The sequence below is a fragment of the Pseudomonas donghuensis genome, from assembly GCF_000259195.1.
In the GTDB taxonomy this organism is placed as follows: domain Bacteria; phylum Pseudomonadota; class Gammaproteobacteria; order Pseudomonadales; family Pseudomonadaceae; genus Aquipseudomonas; species Aquipseudomonas donghuensis.
Genome location: NZ_JH650774.1, coordinates 60396 through 77752, shown reverse-complemented (window position 1 = coordinate 77752; position 17357 = coordinate 60396). Strand labels below are relative to the sequence as shown.

Sequence of the window (17357 nt, the reverse complement as noted above, 5' to 3'; positions counted from 1 at the left end):
CGCTAGAACTCCCACTCGACCCGGCTGAACAGGTAGCCCTTGCCCCACACGGTCTTGATCTTGCGCGCTTCGCCGGCGCTGTCGTCGAACTTGCGCCGCAGCTTGGAAATCGCCACGTCCACCGAGCGGTCGGTACCGTTGAACTCGATGCCGCGCAGTTGCTGGAGGATACGGTCGCGGCTGAGCACCACCCCGGCGTTGCGCGCCAGCACCACCAGCAGGTTGAACTCGCCGCTGGACAGCTCCACGGGTTGTTCGCGCCAGAACACGTTGCGCTCGGCCAGGTCGATGCGCAGGCCGCCGACCACGATCAGGTCGCTCTCAAGCCGGGGCTCGTTGATGCAGCTGCGGCGCAGCAATGTGCGTACCCGGGCCAGCAGCACCCGTGGCTCGCAAGGTTTGGTCACGTAGTCGTCAGCGCCCATCTCCAGGCCCAGCACCTGGTCATGGCTGTCGTCGCGGGCGGTCAGCATCAGGATCGGCAAGGCCTGGGACTCGGCGCGCAGCAGCCGGCACACCTGCAGGCCATCGAGGCCGGGCAGCATCAGGTCGAGGATCACCAGGTCCGGCTTGTTGCGCCGGGCTTCGGCCAGCACATGGTCGCCACGGGCAATCACATTGACACTGAAGTCGTTGCGCTGCAGGTAGCTGGCGATCAGTTCGGACAGGGCGCAGTCGTCTTCGACCAGGAGGATATTCGGCATGGGTAGTTTGACAGGCTGGGAAAGTCAGGCAGGATATAAGAGCTCACGCGCTCGCAGGATAAAGCTTCACACTTTTTTACACATGGCCTACACAGCTTAACTGTTGCCCGTCGGTCGCCTGCCTTAGCATTGCCGGGTCATTTTCGGAAGATCCGCATGTCCAGTACAAGTCCCGCCCGTCTGCGCGCCCTGGCGCCGCTGTTGTTGATCACCTTTGCCCTGAGCGCCTGCGACGACAAATCGCCGGCCGAAGAAAAGGCCCCGCCGAGCGCCGTCAAGGTCGAGACCGTGCGCGTGCAGCCGCTGGCGATCAGCACCGAGCTCAATGGCCGCATCCTTGCCCCACGTACCGCCGAGGTACGTGCGCGAGTGGCCGGGGTGGTGCTCAAGCGTGTGTACCGCGAAGGCAGCGACGTCAAACAGGGCGATGTGCTGTTTCGCATCGACCCGGCGCCGTTCCAGGCCGATTACGACAGCGCCCGCGCAAGCCTGGCCCGCGCCGAAGCCACGCTGTTCCAGGCGCGCTTGCAGGACCAGCGCTATCGCGAGCTGATCGGCATCAATGCGATCAGCCGCCAGGAGCATGACAACGCCCGCGCCGCCTTCCTGCAAGCCGATGCCGATGTCGCCGCTGCCAAGGCTGCGCTCGAGCGGGCCAAGCTCAACCTCGGCTACGCCACCGTCACCGCGCCGATTTCCGGGCGTATCGGTCGCGCCCTGGTGACCGAAGGCGCCCTGGTGGGGCAGAACGAAACCACGCCGCTGGCGACCATCCAGCAGTTGAACCCGATCCATGCCGACGTCACCCAGTCGACCCGCGAGCTCAATGCCCTGCGCCGCGCCCTGCGTGCCGGCGAACTGCAGCAGGTGGGCCAGGACCAGGCCAGCGCGACGCTGATCCAGGACGACGGCACGCTCTACCCGCTGCCGGGCAAGCTGCTGTTCTCGGACATCAGCGTCGACCCGAGCACCGGGCAGATCACCCTGCGCAGCGAGTTCCCCAACCCGGACCTGGACCTGCTGCCGGGCAGCTTCATCCGCGTGCGCCTGGAGCAGGCGGTCAAGCAACAAGGCATCAGCGTGCCGCAACGGGCCATCCTGCGTGACAGTGCTGGCAACCCGAAGGTAATGCTGGTGGATGCCGAACAGCGCATCAGCGAACGTTCGGTGGTATTGGGCAGTGTGCAGAACGACCGCTGGATCGTCAGCGACGGCCTGGCCCCCGGTGACCGGGTGGTGGTCGAAGGTCTGCAGCACATCAACCCCGGCGACCAGGTACAGGTCGACAACGCGGGCAAGGACGCCCTTCCCATCGTTCAGTCCAACGGCCAGTGAGGGCCTGATTCATGCCGCAGTTTTTCATTGACCGCCCGGTCTTCGCCTGGGTGGTCGCCTTGTTCATCCTGCTGGCCGGCGCCCTGGCCATCCCGCAGTTGCCGGTGGCCCAGTACCCCGACGTGGCGCCGCCGCAGGTGGAAATCTACGCCGTGTACCCCGGCGCCTCGGCGCAGACCATCGACGACAGCGTGGTCAGCCTAATCGAGGAAGAGCTCAACGGTGCCGACAACCTGCTCTACTTCAGCTCGCAAAGCAGCCTGGGCAGCGCCACCATCACCGCCACCTTCGAGCCGGGCACCAACCCGGACCTGGCCCAGGTCGACGTGCAGAACCGCCTGAAAGTGGTCGAGTCGCGCCTGCCGCGCCCGGTCACCCAGCAAGGCCTGCAGGTGGAGAAAGTCTCCACCGGCTTCCTGTTGATGGTGACCCTCACCGCCATGGACGGCAGCCTCGATGAAGTGACCCTGAGCGACTTTCTCGCCCGTAACGTGATGAACGAAATCCGCCGCCTCAAGGGTGTCGGCAAGGCGCAGCTTTATGGTTCGGAACGGGCCATGCGCATCTGGATCGACCCGGCCAAGCTGATCGGTTTCAACCTCACCCCCGATGACGTCAACGACGCCATCGCTGCGCAGAACGCCCAAGTGGCGCCAGGCAGCATCGGCGACCTGCCGGGTACCGGCACCCAGGAAATCACCGCCAACGTGGTGATCAAGGGCCAGCTCAGCACCGTGCAGGAGTTCAAGGACATCGTCCTGCGCGCCAATCCCGATGGCTCGACAGTCACCATCGGCGATGTCGCCCGGGTCGAGATCGGCAGCCAGGAGTACCAGTACGGCACCCGCCTCAACGGCAAGCCGACCAGCGCCTTCAGCGTGCAGTTGTCGCCCGGCGCCAACGCCATGGAAACCGCGACCCTGGTGCAAGCCAAGCTCAACGAGCTGTCGCGCTACCTGCCGCCGGGGGCCAAGTTCGACATCCCCTACGACACCTCTCCGTTCGTCAAGGTCTCGATCCAGCAGGTCATCACCACCCTGCTCGAAGCCATGGCCCTGGTGTTCGCGGTGATGTTCCTGTTCCTGCAGAACATCCGCTACACCCTGATCCCGACCCTGGTGGTGCCGGTGGCGCTGATGGGTACCTTTGCGGTGATGCTGGCGCTGGGCTTCTCGGTCAACGTGCTGACCCTGTTCGGCATGGTCCTGGCCATCGGTATCCTGGTCGACGACGCCATCGTCGTGGTCGAGAACGTCGAGCGGATCATGAGCGAAGAAGGCCTGGCACCGCGCGAGGCGACGAAAAAGGCCATGAGCCAGATCAGCGGCGCCATCGTCGGCATCACCCTGGTGCTGGTGGCGGTGTTCCTGCCGATGGCCTTCATGAAAGGCTCGGTCGGGGTGATCTACCAGCAGTTCTCGGTGTCGATGGCGGTGTCGATCCTGTTCTCGGCGTTCCTCGCCCTGAGCCTGACCCCGGCCTTGTGCGCGACCCTGCTCAAGCCGATCGCCAAGGGCTCGCACCACGAGAAAACCGGCTTCTTCGGCTGGGTTAACCGCCGCTTCGAAAGCATGACCAATGGCTACCAGCGCTGGGTGATCCAGGCCCTCAAGCGCAGCGGCCGCTATTTGCTGGTCTACCTGGTGCTGGTGGCCGGGCTGGTATACGGTTTCAGCCAACTGCCCTCCTCGTTCCTGCCCACCGAAGACCAGGGCTACACCATTACCGACATCCAGCTGCCGCCGGGGGCCAGCCGCGCCCGCACCGAACAGGTGGCGGCGCAGATCGAGGCGCATAACGCCACAGAGCCTGGCGTCGGTAACAGCACCCTGATTCTCGGCTTCAGCTTCTCTGGCAACGGCCAGAACGCGGCGCTGGCGTTCACCACCCTCAAGGACTGGTCCGAGCGCGGCAGCGACGACAGCGCGCAATCCATCGCCGACCGCGCCAATGCCGCGTTCAGCCAGCTCAAGGACGCCATTGCCTATTCGGTGCTGCCGCCGCCGGTGGATGGCCTGGGCACGTCCAGCGGTTTCGAGTTCCGCCTGCAGGACCGTGGCGGCCTCGGCCATGCCGGGCTGATGGCGGCGCGCGACCAGTTGCTCGCCGCCGCGGAAAAAAGCCCGCTGCTGGTCAACGTGCGCGAAAGCGCCCTGGCCGAGAGCCCGCAGGTGCAGCTGGAAGTCGACCGCAAGCAGGCCAATGCCCTGGGCGTGTCGTTTGCCGATATCGGCAACGTGCTCAACACTGCGGTGGGCTCCAACTACGTCAACGACTTCCCCAACCAGGGGCGGATGCAGCGCGTGGTGGTGCAGGCCGAAGGCGATCAGCGCAGCCAGGTCGACGACCTGTTGAAGATTCACGTGCGCAACAGCAACGGCAAGATGGTGCCACTGTCGGCCTTCGTCCAGGCCAAGTGGATCACCGGCCCCGTGCAGTTGACCCGCTATAACGGCTACCCGGCCATTGCCGTGTCGGGCGAGCCGGCACCGGGCTACAGCTCCGGCGAGGCGATGAACGAGATCCAGCGCCTGGTCGATCAACTGCCTCAGGGCATGGGCCTGGAATGGACCGGCCTGTCGCTGCAGGAGCGCCTGTCCGGCGCCCAGGCGCCGATCCTCATGGGCCTGTCGCTGCTGGTGGTGTTCCTGTGCCTGGCGGCGTTGTACGAGAGCTGGTCGATCCCGACCTCGGTACTGCTGGTGGTACCGCTGGGCGTACTGGGCGCGGTGATTGCGGTGAGCCTGCGCGGCATGCCCAACGACGTGTTCTTCAAGGTCGGTCTGATCACCCTGATCGGCCTGTCGGCGAAAAACGCCATCCTGATCATCGAGTTCGCCAAGAGCCTGGTCGATGAAGGTCACGACCTGGTCGATGCCACCGTGCAAGCCGCACGTTTGCGCTTGCGCCCGATCGTCATGACCTCGCTGGCGTTCATCCTCGGTGTGGTGCCCCTGGCGATTGCCAGCGGCGCCAGCTCGGCCAGCCAGCAGGCCATCGGTACCGGGGTGATCGGCGGCATGCTCAGCGCCACCCTGGCGGTGGTGTTCGTGCCGGTGTTCTTCGTGGTGGTGATGCGCCTGACCGGCAAGCGCCGGGCCAAGGGCCACGCCCGAGCGTGCGCGCCGGTAGCCAGCGACAGCTGATCTGGACAGACTGCGGCGTGCATGGGAAGGTGATCGGCTGATACCGCCAGGAACCCTGACCATGCCCGCCGCCCCTCCCCCCTGCTCCATCCTCATCCTTGCCGGTGGCCGCGGCCAGCGCATGGGCGGCCAGGACAAAGGCCTGCTCGACTGGCAGGGCCAACCCCTGATCGCCCACATCCACGCCGTGGTGCGGCCGCTGACCGACGACCTGATCATTTCCTGCAACCGCAACCAGGACCTGTACCGGCCTTACGCCGATCAGTTGGTGGGGGATGCCGAAGCGGATTTTCCCGGGCCACTGGCCGGGGTGCTGGCGGGGCTGGCGGTGGCGCGGCATGAATGGATGCTGGTGCTGGCCTGCGACGCGCCGTTGATCGACCAGGCGCTGATCCTCGACCTGATGCACCTGGCCAATGACCAACAGCAGCCGGCGATGATCCGCCAGGGCGGCTACTGGCAGCCGATGTTCAGCCTGATTCCCTGCGCCTTGCGCGCTGACTTTCAGCGAGCCTGGGATGCGGGCGATAGAGGTGTGCAACGGACCTTGCGCCAGCACCCGGTGCGGGCCTTGGAGTGCGCCGAGGGCGACCTGCGCCTGAGCAATTTCAATACCCCGGAGTTTTTGCGCACCTAGTCATCGCTGGGCAAGCCCGCTCCCACAGATTGATGCAGGACCTGTGGGAGCGGGCTTGCCCAGCGATGAGGCCGGCGATCGCTGACAAGTCCAGCTTCAGCGCAACCGCGACCTGATCCGGTGGCACACGTCCAGCACCTGCTCCACCTCCCCCTCGCCCAGGTCGATCTTGCACGCCATGTTGCTGAACACCTGCGCCGCCTCGGCCTTGAGCTCACGGCCCTTGTCGGTCAGCAGCAGGTTACGTCGACGGCGGTCATTGGGGTCGAGATAGACAGTGATGAAGCCATTGTCGGCCAGACGCTTGACGATCGGTGTCAGGGTGCCAAGGTCGAACAAGGTCAGCTCGCTCAGGGCACTGATCGAGACATCGTCCTGGCCCCATAACCCGGCCATCACCAGCAATTGCGGGTAGGTCACACCGCGCTTTTTCAGCGGTTCGGCGTAGTCACGGACCATGGCATTGGCGGTCGAATACAGCGAGAAGCACAGCATCCGGTCGAAGTCGAAGGTCGGGTCAAGCATAGGCACCTCCGCGCACGCGGCTCAATTCATGGACCGCCTCGACCAGGGTCGCCACCGCCTCTGGCGAGGTTGCCGGCGAGATCCCCTGGCCCAGGTTGAACACATGGCCAAAGCCTGCGGCCGGCGGCCCGAAGGCCTGCAAGGTGCGCTGCACTTCGCGGCGGATGCAGGCCTCATCGCCCAGCAAGACGCTGGGGTCGAGGTTACCTTGCAAGGCGACGCTGTGGCCCACCAGTTGCCGGGCCATGCCCAGGTTACAGGCCGAGTCCAGGCTCAGGGCGTCGGCACCGCTGTCGGCCATTTCGCCAAGCCAGGGGCTACCACCTGGGGTGTAGATGATCGACGGTACCCGCTGACCGTGATGGGTCTTGTGCAGGCGCGCCAGCACCTCGCGCATGTAGAACAGCGAGAAACGCTGGTAGGCGCCATCGGCCAGGGCCCCGCCCCAGGTGTCGAAGATCATCAGCGCCTGGGCGCCGGACTCGATCTGCGCATTGAGGCTGGCCGCCACCGCTTGGCTGGTGACCTGCAAAATGCGCTGAAGCAGTTCCGGGCGGCGGTAGAGCATCTTCTTGATCAGCTGGAAATCACCCGGCGGCCCGCCTTCGACCATGTAACAGGCCAAGGTCCAGGGGCTGCCGGCAAAGCCGATCAGCGCCGCCTTGGGGTCCAGCGCCCGGCGGGCCTGGGCCACGGTCTGGTACAGGTAGTCCAGTGACTCGGGCTCAGGCACACGCAGGCGCTTGATGGCCTGCTCGTCGCGCAATGGATGGCGAAAACGCGGGCCCTCGCCCGTGCCAAAATACAGGCCCAGGCCCATGGCATCAGGCACGGTGAGGATATCGGAGAACACGATTGCCGCATCCAGGTTGAAGCGGCGCATGGGTTGCAAGGTAGCCTCGGTGGCGTAGTCCGGCGTTTTCGCCAGGTTCAGGAACGATCCGGCGCGGGCCCGCAACTCTCGGTACTCGGGCAGGTAACGCCCGGCCTGGCGCATCAGCCAGACCGGTGTGTGCGCAGTCGGCTGACGCAGCAAGGCCTTGATTAAAGTTGTAGTGTGCAAGGACAGGTAACTCGTACTGGATTCGCGAGAATCGTTGGAAAGACCGCCTATCAGTGGCGGTTGGGCACAGCTTGAGCAATCTCCCGGCGCAAGGCCTCGATGGTAGCGCGGTAATCGCTCTGGGCAAAAATCGCCGTGCCGGCAACGAACATGTCAGCCCCGGCGGCAGCCACCTGGCCGATGGTTTCGAGGTTGACGCCACCGTCTACCTCCAGACGGATCGCCCGGCCACTGTCGTCGATAAGCTTGCGCGCTGCAGCTACCTTGGGCAATACCGAAGGGATGAACCGCTGCCCGCCAAAGCCCGGGTTGACTGACATCAGCAGGATCAGGTCGAGCTTGTCGAGCACGTAGCGAGCCGCGTCGAGGGTGCTGGCCGGGTTGAACACCAGGCCTGCCTTGCAGCCCAGGTCCTTGATCAACTGCAGCGAGCGGTCCAGGTGCAGGGTGGCTTCGGGATGGATCGAGATGTAGTCGGCGCCGGCCTCGGCGAAGGCCTGGATCATCGCATCCACCGGGGTGACCATCAGGTGCACATCGATCGGCGCGGTGATCCCGTGGCTGCGCAAGGCCTTGCAGAACTGCGGGCCCATGGTCAGGTTGGGCACATAGTGGTTATCCATCACATCGATATGGATGACATCGGCACCGGCGGCCAGCACCTGCTCGGCTTCAGCGCCGAGGCGGGCGAAATCGGCCGCCAGAATCGATGGTGCAATCCAGAACTCTTTCACGGGTGTACTCCATTACTCATTGACTAATCGTTGCCGCGGCCCCGACTCACGCTGAAGCAGCGCAGCGTTGATCTGGCCGATCAAGGCCGCGCTCGGCTCCTCCAGGTGAAAATGGTGGCCGCCGTCATGCCAGTGCACCTGGGTGGCCCAGGGCAAGGCGTGTTTTCTTTTGTCGAACTGGGCGCCGGCAAACAGCCCCTGGCGCCCAAGCATCAGGTGCAGCGGGCAATTGATCTGGCGCAGGAAATCGCAGGCCTGACGCTCGGTCAGCTGCATTGCCTCGGGCAACACCAGGCGCGGGTCATGGCGCCAGCGGTAACCGTCGCCGACGCTGAGCAGGTCGCGCATGGCCAGCAACCGCGCGCCCTCGGCGCACAGCGTGGCGTCGATACTGTTGCGCCGCTCGCCAATGGCCGCTTCAAGGCTGTCGAACTGCGCCGTTTGCGCCGCCGAGAAGCCATGCAGGCGGGTGCGCAGGGCCAGGCGCAGCAGGCGCTGGGACTTTTTCAGGTGCTCGACGGTGTCTTCTTCGGCGATGGTAAAAGGCGCCCCCATGCCGTCGATGAACACCATGCTGTCGATCGACTTGTTCATTGCCGCCAGAATCGATGCGACCCCCGTGCCCATGGAATGGCCCAACACTGAAAAACGCTTCCAGCCCAGGCATTCGACCAGCGCGTTCATGTCATCGGCGTGTTCCCACAGGTAATAGCCGCTGTCGCCGCGACGGTGCTCGGAACGCCCGTGGCCGGCCAGGTCCGGGGCGACCACGAAACACTCATCAAGCAGCGGCGCAATGCGCTCGAACGACGCCGCGTTGTCGAGCCAGCCATGTACGGCCAGCACCGGATGGCCACGCTCATTGCCCCAGATACGCAATGCAACATGGTTGCCGTTAACGTCCAGCGATTGATCGCGGCCTCTATTGCCCAGACTCATGTCCGTACCTCCTGTATGACTGAATCACCCATCAAAGGCGCCGTTCAACCGGCCGCCGCCAGTTGTGCGCTGCGCGCCGTGTGCTGCAGCTGCTGCAGGTCGAACTTGCCGTTGGCCGTACGCGGCAGGGTGCCTTCGATACTGATCGACAGGGGTACCTTGTGCGACTCCAGGCCGTGCCGGCAACGTTCGAGCAACTGTTCCACGCTCAGGCTCACACCTTGGCCCAAGGTGACGAACGCCCATAACGCCTCGCCGACCGACGCATGCTCGATACCGACCACCGCCGCCGCTTCGACGCCATCAATGGCATAGAGGAAGCTCTCGACTTCACTGGGGCTGACCTTCATGCCGCGCGATTTGATCACGTGGTCCATACGGCCCTGGAAGTACAGGTAACCGTCCTCATCAAGGCTGCAGTAGTCGCCGGTGTACAGCACGCTTTCACCCGGGTACGGGCCCGGCTTGAGCTTTTGCGCCGTGGCCTGGGGGTTGCGCCAGTAACCTGCCATCACAGTGGCGCCGCGAATCACCAGTTGACCGACCTGATGCGGCTGGTCGATGCGCCGGCCTTCGTCGTCCACCAGCCACAGCTCGGTGTTGGGGATGGCGATGCCGACACTGCCTGGTTTGTCGTCTATATCTTCCGGTGGCAAGTAGGTGCAGCGCTTGCACTCGGTCAGGCCGTACATGGAAAAGATCTGCGCCTGGGGGAACAGGCCTTTCATTTGGGCGATGTGGGTCGGCTTGAGGGCCGCGCCGGTGTTGGTCACCATGCGCACCTGGGGGAAAGTCGCCTCGCGCTTGTGCGCGTATTCATGCAGGAGCATGAGCATGGTCGGCACGAACGGAATGACCGTGACCTGATACTGGCGAATCTTTTTGATCAGGAAGATCGGCCAGGTGAATTCCTTTTCCAGCACCAGGGTGGCACCACTGCTCAAGGCCATGATCATCTGGTAAAGGCCGTAGTCGAACGACAGCGGCAACGAGCACAGCACGTTGTCAGTGGCTGTGTACCCCAGGTAGGTATGCAGCGAGTTGAGCGCCGCGAGCATGTTGCGGTGGGTAAGCATCACCCCCTTGGGCGCGCCAGTGGACCCTGAGGTGTAGATGATCGCAGCCAGGTCCAGGTCGAGGTTGCCGCACGGCAGCGGCACGCCGGCGCCCTGCCCCAACAGGCTTTCGACAGTCTGGGTAACCGGGGAGTCGGCTTCGCCGTCGAGCAGCACGATGGCCTTGAGGTAGCTCAGCTCGGAGGTGCCCGCCGGCAGGCTGGCGAATTTCTCCGAGGTGGTGATCAGTACCGAGGCCTCGGCATCGCGGATGATGTAGTCGAGGCTGTCGGCCGGGGTTTCCAGGCCGACGTTGACCATCACCCCGCCGGCCCTGAGTACGCCCCAGAACGCACAGACGGTCTCGACCCGGTTGCCCAGGCACACCACCACCCGCTCCTGGCGCTGCAGGCCATTGACCTGCAGCCCGGCAGCCAGGCGCCCACTGGCTTCGTCGAGCTGGGCATAGGTGTAGGTTTCATCGGCATAGATGATCGCCGCCTTGTCCGGGTACAGGCCGTTAGGACGGTCCAGCACGTGCTGCAAGAGGACGTCAGACGCCTTCATGCTGCACCTCGAAACGTGCCCGGCGCACTGCCGCCGGTTGACGGTGGGCGTCAATATAGCCGGCCAGGGTGGCGACGGTATTGAAGTGTCCGGGGGCGATGGTGTCGGGGTTGACGAAGAAACCTTCGATATCGTCTTCCAGATTGACCAGCAACTCCATGGAGGTCAGTGAATCCAGCCCCAGGTCGTCCCGCAGATGCGAGTCGGCGCTGATCACGGTGTTTGCCGGCAGTTTCAGCACCACCCGCAGGATCTCGCCGAGCTGACGCTGGGTCGCCGCCTGGGCGATCGGCGTCGGCTCGCTCGCCGCCGGGGCAGCGCCGAGCATGGCCGACAGCGGTACATCGGCGTGGCTGTCACGGATGTCCAGGGCGGTTTGCCGGGCACGGGCGAGGAACAGCTGGCCGTTGCTGACAATCACTTCGGCCGGGTGGCCATGGCTGTGGAACAGGGTCGGCGAAGCAGACGGGCCGTAGGCACCTGAGGCGGTGACGGCGAGGATGTCGCCCTCGTGCAGGGTTTCGATCTGCAGGTCACGGGCCAGCAGATCATCGGGGCTACAGAGCGGCCCGGAGATATGGTATTCGCGCAGCGGCGCGCCGGTGCTGCCGGTGGCGTGGACAATACGGAAGTTGCGTTTGAGCACCTGGCCGCTGCCAGCGGCGGCGCCATGACAATTGGTACCGCCATCGGTGACGGCAAAGGTCTTGCCGTGGTTTTCCTTGATGTTGTCGACCGTCACCAGCAGGGCACCGCACTTGCCGGCGACGAAGCGCCCCGACTCGACAATGATCCGGGTCTGCGGGAACTGCTGATTGAACGCCTCGAACAGTGGCGCCAGCAGTTGCTTGAGCTGGCGGGTGTCGAGTTCGCTCTCGTTCTCGTAGTACTTGATACCCAGGCCGCCGCCGACATCGACCATGCTCATGTCCAGGTTGTAGCGCCGGGTCAGGCTACGGTAGAGGCCAAGAATGTACTTGGCGTTGTCGTACACCGACTGCGCATCGAGGATCTTGGTCCCGTTGTAAACGTGGATGCCTTTGATCTGCAGGTTTGGCAACGCCGCGTAGTCGCCGAAATTGGCAACGGCCGTATCTTCTTCAATGCCGAAATGGGTCGGCCGCCCGCCCATCTTCCACGGGGAACCGGAGGCGGAGAAGTTAGGGTTGATACGAATCGCCACCGGCGCCACGCGGCCGAGTTCGCCCGCCAGCGCCGAGAGTTTGCGCAGTTCGGTTTCCGATTCGACGACGATGGCAAACACCCCAACTTCCAGGGCGCGCCGATGTTCCTCGGGTTTCTTGTAGGGCCCGAGGAAAATGATGTCCTCAGGAGCGACCCCGGCCTTCAGGGCGATTTCCAGCTCGCCCAGCGAGCAGACTTCGGTATTGCCGCCGTAGGAGCGGATCAGTTTCACCAGGGACAGGTTCGGGTTGACCTTCAACGCATAGAAGATATCCACGCAGTCCGGCAATGCATCGCGCAACTCGTTGAAACTGCTGCGTAGCACGGCTTCATCGTAGAGGTAGGTCGGTGTCCCGAACGTCGCTTTTGCCTGGAGGACCAGTTCCTTGGAAAGCTTCATCTGTTGCTCCCTTCGTTCTTATAGTGTGCCGCCGCTGCGCGCGTACCCCGTCCCGGCTTGAGAGCACCGAGACAAGGGCGTATAGCGGGATGGCGTCAAAGTTGGTTGCGCACCACTTGCCGGGCGAGTAAGTGGGCCCGACATAAAACTTTGCGCGCAAAGTTTGTGAAATTCTGCGTCCGCATTTGCCGTGATGTCAAGATAATTCCACGGGGTTTTGTCTGCGACACAGCGACACGCTTTTGCCGGCAGATTCGATGCAGAACAGAGATAAATCGCCGCACCCAATCCATAACAGGTGCTCCATTGTCCAATGAATACGGGGGTTTTATCTGATCCGGTATTAACGCCGGTTTCTGAGTCTGTTTTGTATGCCAGCAGCTTCCTAGAGTCTGCGCCTGTGCCCCTGCCCCACGGCAGGGCGAGCCATACAGGAACTGTGGAAACTAGCCATGAGCACACATCAACAGGCGCAGGCCTATAACTACAAGGTGGTCCGGCAATTCGTCATCATGACGGTGGTCTGGGGTATCGTCGGCATGGCCATGGGCGTCTGGATCGCCTCGCAACTGGTCTGGCCCGAGCTTAACCTCGACTTGCCGTGGACCTCGTTCGGCCGCCTGCGCCCCTTGCACACCAGCCTGGTGATCTTCGGCTTCGCCGGTAGCGCGCAGTTCGCCGCCAGTTATTACGCGGTACAGCGCACCTGCCAGGTGCGGCTGTTCAGCGACAAACTCGCCGCCTTCACCTTCTGGGGCTGGCAGGCGACCATCGTGATCATGCTGGTCAGCCTGCCGCTGGGCCTGACCACGACCAAGGAATATGCCGAGATCGAATTCACCGGCGCGGTGTGGATGGCGATCGTCTGGGTTGCTTACGGCATCGTCTTCTTCGCCACCCTGATGCGCCGCAAGGCCAAGCATATCTACGTCGGCAACTGGTTCTTCGGTGCCTTCATCGTGGTGATCGCCATGCTTCACGTGGTCAACCACCTGTCGATTCCGGTGAGCTGGTTCAAGTCGTACCCGGTGTACTCCGGGGCCACTGACGCCATGGTGCAATGGTGGTACGGCCACAACGCCGTGGGCTTCTTCCTGACCACGGGTTTCCTGGGGATGATGTACTACTTCGTGCCCAAGCAAGTGGGCCGGCCGGTGTACAGCTATCGCCTGTCGATCGTGCACTTCTGGGCGCTGATCACCCTGTACATCTGGGCAGGTCCCCGCCACCTGCACTACACCGCCCTGCCCGACTGGGCGCAGTCGCTGGGCATGGCGATGTCGCTGATCCTCCTGGCGCCAAGCTGGGGTGGCATGATCAACGGCATGATGACCCTCTCCGGCGCCTGGCATAAGCTGCGCAGCGACCCGATCCTGCGCTTTCTGGTGCTGTCGCTGGCGTTCTACGGCATGTCGACCTTCGAAGGCCCGATGACGGCGATCAAGACCGTCAACGCCCTGTCGCACTACACCGACTGGACCATCGGCCACGTGCATGCCGGTGCCCTGGGCTGGGTGGCGATGATCACCTTCGGCTCGCTGTACCACATGATCCCGAAAGTGTTTGGCCGCGAGCAGATGTACAGCGTCGGCCTGATCAACCTGCACTTCTGGCTGGCGACCATCGGCACCGTGCTGTACATCGCCTCGATGTGGGTCAACGGCATCGCCCAGGGTCTGATGTGGCGCGCCACCAACGACGACGGCACCCTCACCTACTCGTTCGTCGAGGCGCTGGTGGCCAGCCACCCGGGCTTTATCGTGCGCTTTGTCGGTGGCGTGTGCTTCTTGAGCGGCATGCTGCTGATGGCCTACAACACCTGGCGCACCGTGCGGGTGGCCGATGAAAAACTGGCGCTGAACAACGCCAGCCTGGCCTAGGAGGCACGGAGATGGATGACTGGCTGTATGCACTGTACTGCCTGAGCGGCGTACTGTTCTTCTACCTGGTCACCAGTGCCTGCCTGCAGCGCCACAACGGCGAAGTGGACGATCAAGCAAGCCTGATCCCCTTCGCCGACGACCCGGCGGTCGCCCGCCGGGTTGAAGCGGCCACCGGCAAGCCGGTGCCGGCGGTGGCGCCGGATGCGGCCCTGAAGGCCTGATTCACGCCTCATCGCTGGCAAGCCAGCTCCCACATTGGATCTGTGTCTGCACAACCTGTGGGAGCTGGCCTTGCCAGCGATCGAGCGCGCAGCGGTCGTAATCCAGGCAGCGCCAAAATCAGCTGCTGGCCATTTCCCGCCCATCCTCGAAGAACACCTTGCGCCCATCCACCTGGCTCGACGCCCGTGGCAGGTTGGCCGCCTCTGCCGTCGGCTTCTCGACATACCAGTAGCAATGCTTCGCCGCCCGGGTAATGGCCACGTAGGCCAGGCGCAACACCTCGTCCTTCTGTGCGTTGTCGAACGCCTGGGCATCGCCGTTGCGGCCTAGACCTGCCTGGCGATACACCTGGTTCTTGTACGGTGAGTTGGTCAGGTGCTGACAATCGCCGAGCATGAACACCGCATCGGCCTGTAACCCCTTGGCGCTGTGATAAGTCAGCTGGCGCAGGCGCCGTTGTGCCGCCGGCAACCCGGCCTCGTGGTTGACCAATGCCTGCAAATGGTCGGCAATCGCCGCCTTGTCGCTGCTCTTGCGGTACAGCAACATCACCGACTCGCCCTTGCGGTAATGCTCCAGCAGTGTCTCGGCCAGGCTCGCCTCGTCACGCTCAAGCACCTTGACCGGTACTGGCGTTTCGGCTGCCGGTCCGCACGCCCTGGCTTTCTTGCCGCTGATAGCCGGGGCCGACTTCACGATGTGCTCGGCGGCATCGATGATGTGCTGATGGCTGCGGTAGTTGTCGGCGAGCATGACCCGGGTGCTGCTCGGCGCCGGGAACTCCTTGGCGAACTCCATGAAGTACTTGGGCGAACTGCCGCGCCAGCCGTAGATCGACTGCCAGTCGTCGCCCACGCACAGCAACGACGAATGCTGCGCCACCCGCCCGACCTGCATGGCCGGGCCGCGGCGGCGGATTTCGCGCAGGCAGGCGCGCAGCCAGGAGACGATCTGCGGCGAGACGTCCTGGAACTCATCGATCATCAGGTGCGCCAACGGCCGTAACAGCGGATCGGGCAACAGCCGCAGATTCTCCGGGTTGTTCTCGCCGAACAGGGCGAACATGCGGTTGTAGCTCATGATCGGCGGCGACTGGCCAAGCAGGTGCGCTTCCAGGGCTTTCCAGTACAGGCCCAGCGCTTCGAAGAACAGCGCATCGTTGTCGCCCGCCGGGAAACTCATGGCGGCGACTGCGGTGTTGACCTCAAGCCCGAGGTTCTCGATAAAGCCGGCGGCGCCGACAAAGGCATCCAGCAAAGGGGCTGCGGCAAGCTCACCCTTGACCTTGTAATCGAAGCCGGGCCCAGCCACCGCATCGCCTGCCAGGGACGAAGCCAGGCGCTTGGCAGCAGAGTAGTTTTCCAGCCAAATCACAGGCTTATCACAGAAAGCTTGAAACAGGGTGCGCTTTATCACCCACTCCGCCCACACCGGCAGCTTGGCGCTGGGACGCTTGTACTGCTGGTTTTCCTTGGGGTCGAAGCCGAGCACGACATAAGCGTCCAACTCGGCGATATGGCCGTGGAAATGAAAACGGCTGCCGTTGATCTCGACCGTTTCGCGGCTCGGTTCGATGCCCTTGATCGGCCAGGCGCCGGCGGCGAACCACAGGTCTTCGAGCGTGTCGCACAGCTCTTCGTCGCGGCTGGCGGACAGCTGGGTCACTGCCACGCGCTTTTGCACGTCGGGGTGATCACGGTCCAGCGCCTTGAGCTGCAGGGCCTCGCGGCGCAGGCTGGCGATCAGCTCGGCAAAGCGCGGGCTGCTGCCCAGCAGGTCGCGATAGCAGAGGTTGAGCTGCTGACGCTGGGCATCGTTGATGCGCAGGTCGAACGGATTGCTCTCGGCGCTGGCTTCGCTGCCGCCGGGCATTTCGCTGCCCAGGGTCTCGAACGCGCGCACCTGGCTAAAGCCCGGCAAGCTGCGCACCAGCGGCAAGATGCGCGAATGGAAGGTACGCACCAGCTCACGGGCCCGGGCCTGGCTGAGGTCCAGTTGCCACAGGGCAAATACCTGGACCAGGCGATTGATGAAATCCTTGCGCGATTCGCGGGTGAAGGTCACCACGGTCATGGCGTCCAGCTCGTAGCCCAGGTAATGGCGCAGCAGCAGGATGCGCAGCACCAGCGAGGTCGATTTGCCGGCGCCGGCGCCGGCAATCACGCAGGTTGACGGCGTGTCGCTGAAGATCATCTTCCACTGCGCCGCGCTTGGCTGGGCATGGGCCGGCAGGCGCTGGGCAACGTCGGCCTTGAAGCGTTTCTTCAGCTCGGCAGTCAGCGCCAGGCGCCAGTCATCGAACAGCGCGTCGTCCAGCCCGGGCACAGCGTGAGCGTCGGGGCGGGTGTCGCGGATCACCAGGACCTGGCGCCCGGCCTCATAGCCGTCGATCCGCCCTTCTTCGTAGCCTTCGCGCAGGCCATCGGCATGACCGGTGCGCTGACCGCTGGCATGGCCCTGGAACCAGGAATCGCGATGCTGCGCCTGCAAGTGGCTCAGGCCACGCCCGAGCAGGCGCGCGGCCAGGCGACGCAGCCACGGCAGCTGCGCGGGCGCAATCAACTCCAAGGGTAGCTTGGGACGCTCTTCAGACACACCGACTCCAACACAATGAAAACCAGCGGCCATGTTCGCTCCATCGGGCAAAAATCACCAGCCGATTGCTTGCAAATCAGTGAATTAGGCGATGAAGCGTACAAATTACCCTAGCTCTATATATCGACAATATTGATTGTATTCAGCCGAAATTTACGCTTATTTTCGATCATTATTTGATAGATCATCTCCTCCATCCACTACCTTTCGAGGAGAGCCAACATGCTGAAACTGCGCCCATTCAAGAGCCTTGGCCATGCCAACCATGGTTGGCTCGATGCCCATCATCACTTTTCGTTCGCCGAGTACTACGATCCGGCGCGCATGCACTGGGGCAACCTGCGGGTCTGGAACGACGACCTGATTG

At 63.7% G+C, this 17357-nt stretch carries 13 protein-coding genes and 1 pseudogene; 6 read left to right on the top strand and 8 right to left on the bottom strand.

Features of this window, described 5'->3' with window-relative positions; translation table 11 throughout:
• Nucleotides 1-2: 2 nt before the first annotated feature.
• Nucleotides 3-704: a response regulator gene (locus tag UW3_RS0120670; protein WP_010225242.1), complete on the bottom strand. Its 702-nt coding sequence runs from the start codon at nt 702-704 to the stop codon at nt 3-5.
• 156 nt (nt 705-860) lie between these two features.
• On the opposite strand from UW3_RS0120670, the gene UW3_RS0120665 reads away from it, so the two are divergent.
• From UW3_RS0120665 to mobA, 3 genes are all read left to right on the top strand, one after another.
• A complete protein-coding gene (locus UW3_RS0120665; protein ID WP_010225241.1) occupies nt 861-2039 on the top strand; it encodes an efflux RND transporter periplasmic adaptor subunit in 1179 nt (392 codons plus the stop codon).
• A gap of 11 nt (nt 2040-2050) precedes the next feature.
• Nucleotides 2051-5185, top strand: coding sequence for an efflux RND transporter permease subunit (locus UW3_RS0120660; RefSeq protein WP_010225240.1), 3135 nt, complete (start codon nt 2051-2053; stop codon nt 5183-5185).
• Between the two features lie 61 nt (nt 5186-5246).
• The gene (mobA, locus tag UW3_RS0120655) at nt 5247-5822 is read left to right on the top strand and encodes a molybdenum cofactor guanylyltransferase MobA (RefSeq protein WP_010225238.1); all 576 of its coding nucleotides are present in this window, start codon (nt 5247-5249) and stop codon (nt 5820-5822) included.
• Nucleotides 5823-5918: 96 nt separating this feature from the next.
• Here mobA and UW3_RS0120650 read toward each other — a convergent pair whose 3' ends face one another.
• Genes UW3_RS0120650 through UW3_RS0120625 form a run of 6 tightly spaced genes read right to left on the bottom strand, consistent with a single transcriptional unit; the run spans nt 5919 to nt 12290 of the window.
• Nucleotides 5919-6347: a MarR family winged helix-turn-helix transcriptional regulator gene (locus UW3_RS0120650; protein ID WP_010225236.1), complete on the bottom strand. Its 429-nt coding sequence runs from the start codon at nt 6345-6347 to the stop codon at nt 5919-5921.
• Complete coding sequence (hemE, locus tag UW3_RS0120645) at nt 6340-7416, bottom strand: uroporphyrinogen decarboxylase (RefSeq protein WP_026001432.1); 1077 nt, start codon at nt 7414-7416, stop codon at nt 6340-6342. The genes UW3_RS0120650 and hemE overlap by 8 nt, the downstream gene beginning before the upstream one ends.
• 44 nt (nt 7417-7460) lie before the next feature.
• Nucleotides 7461-8144 (bottom strand): ribulose-phosphate 3-epimerase, encoded by a 684-nt coding sequence (gene rpe, locus UW3_RS0120640; RefSeq protein WP_010225234.1) that lies wholly within the window; start codon nt 8142-8144, stop codon nt 7461-7463.
• Nucleotides 8145-8156: 12 nt separating this feature from the next.
• On the bottom strand, nt 8157-9083 hold the full coding sequence (locus tag UW3_RS0120635) for an alpha/beta fold hydrolase (protein ID WP_010225233.1): 927 nt from the start codon (nt 9081-9083) through the stop codon (nt 8157-8159).
• A 44-nt stretch (nt 9084-9127) separates the two neighbouring features.
• Nucleotides 9128-10705, bottom strand: coding sequence for a class I adenylate-forming enzyme family protein (locus UW3_RS0120630; protein WP_010225232.1), 1578 nt, complete (start codon nt 10703-10705; stop codon nt 9128-9130).
• Nucleotides 10692-12290 (bottom strand): phosphopantetheine-binding protein, encoded by a 1599-nt coding sequence (locus UW3_RS0120625; RefSeq protein ID WP_010225231.1) that lies wholly within the window; start codon nt 12288-12290, stop codon nt 10692-10694. Before UW3_RS0120625 ends, UW3_RS0120630 begins: the two co-directional genes overlap by 14 nt.
• A 452-nt stretch (nt 12291-12742) precedes the next feature.
• On the opposite strand from UW3_RS0120625, the gene ccoN reads away from it, so the two are divergent.
• Nucleotides 12743-14170, top strand: coding sequence for a cytochrome-c oxidase, cbb3-type subunit I (ccoN, locus tag UW3_RS0120620; RefSeq protein WP_010225229.1), 1428 nt, complete (start codon nt 12743-12745; stop codon nt 14168-14170).
• 11 nt (nt 14171-14181) lie between these two features.
• A complete protein-coding gene (locus UW3_RS0120615; RefSeq protein ID WP_010225226.1) occupies nt 14182-14394 on the top strand; it encodes a hypothetical protein in 213 nt (70 codons plus the stop codon).
• A 118-nt stretch (nt 14395-14512) separates the two neighbouring features.
• Here the strand turns inward: UW3_RS0120615 and UW3_RS0120610 are convergent, their stop codons facing one another.
• A complete protein-coding gene (locus UW3_RS0120610) occupies nt 14513-17023 on the bottom strand; it encodes a UvrD-helicase domain-containing protein (protein ID WP_026001431.1) in 2511 nt (836 codons plus the stop codon).
• A 189-nt stretch (nt 17024-17212) separates the two neighbouring features.
• Between UW3_RS0120610 and UW3_RS30310 the strand changes: the two are divergent.
• Nucleotides 17213-17357, top strand: a pseudogene (locus tag UW3_RS30310) (pirin family protein); the annotation flags it as partial.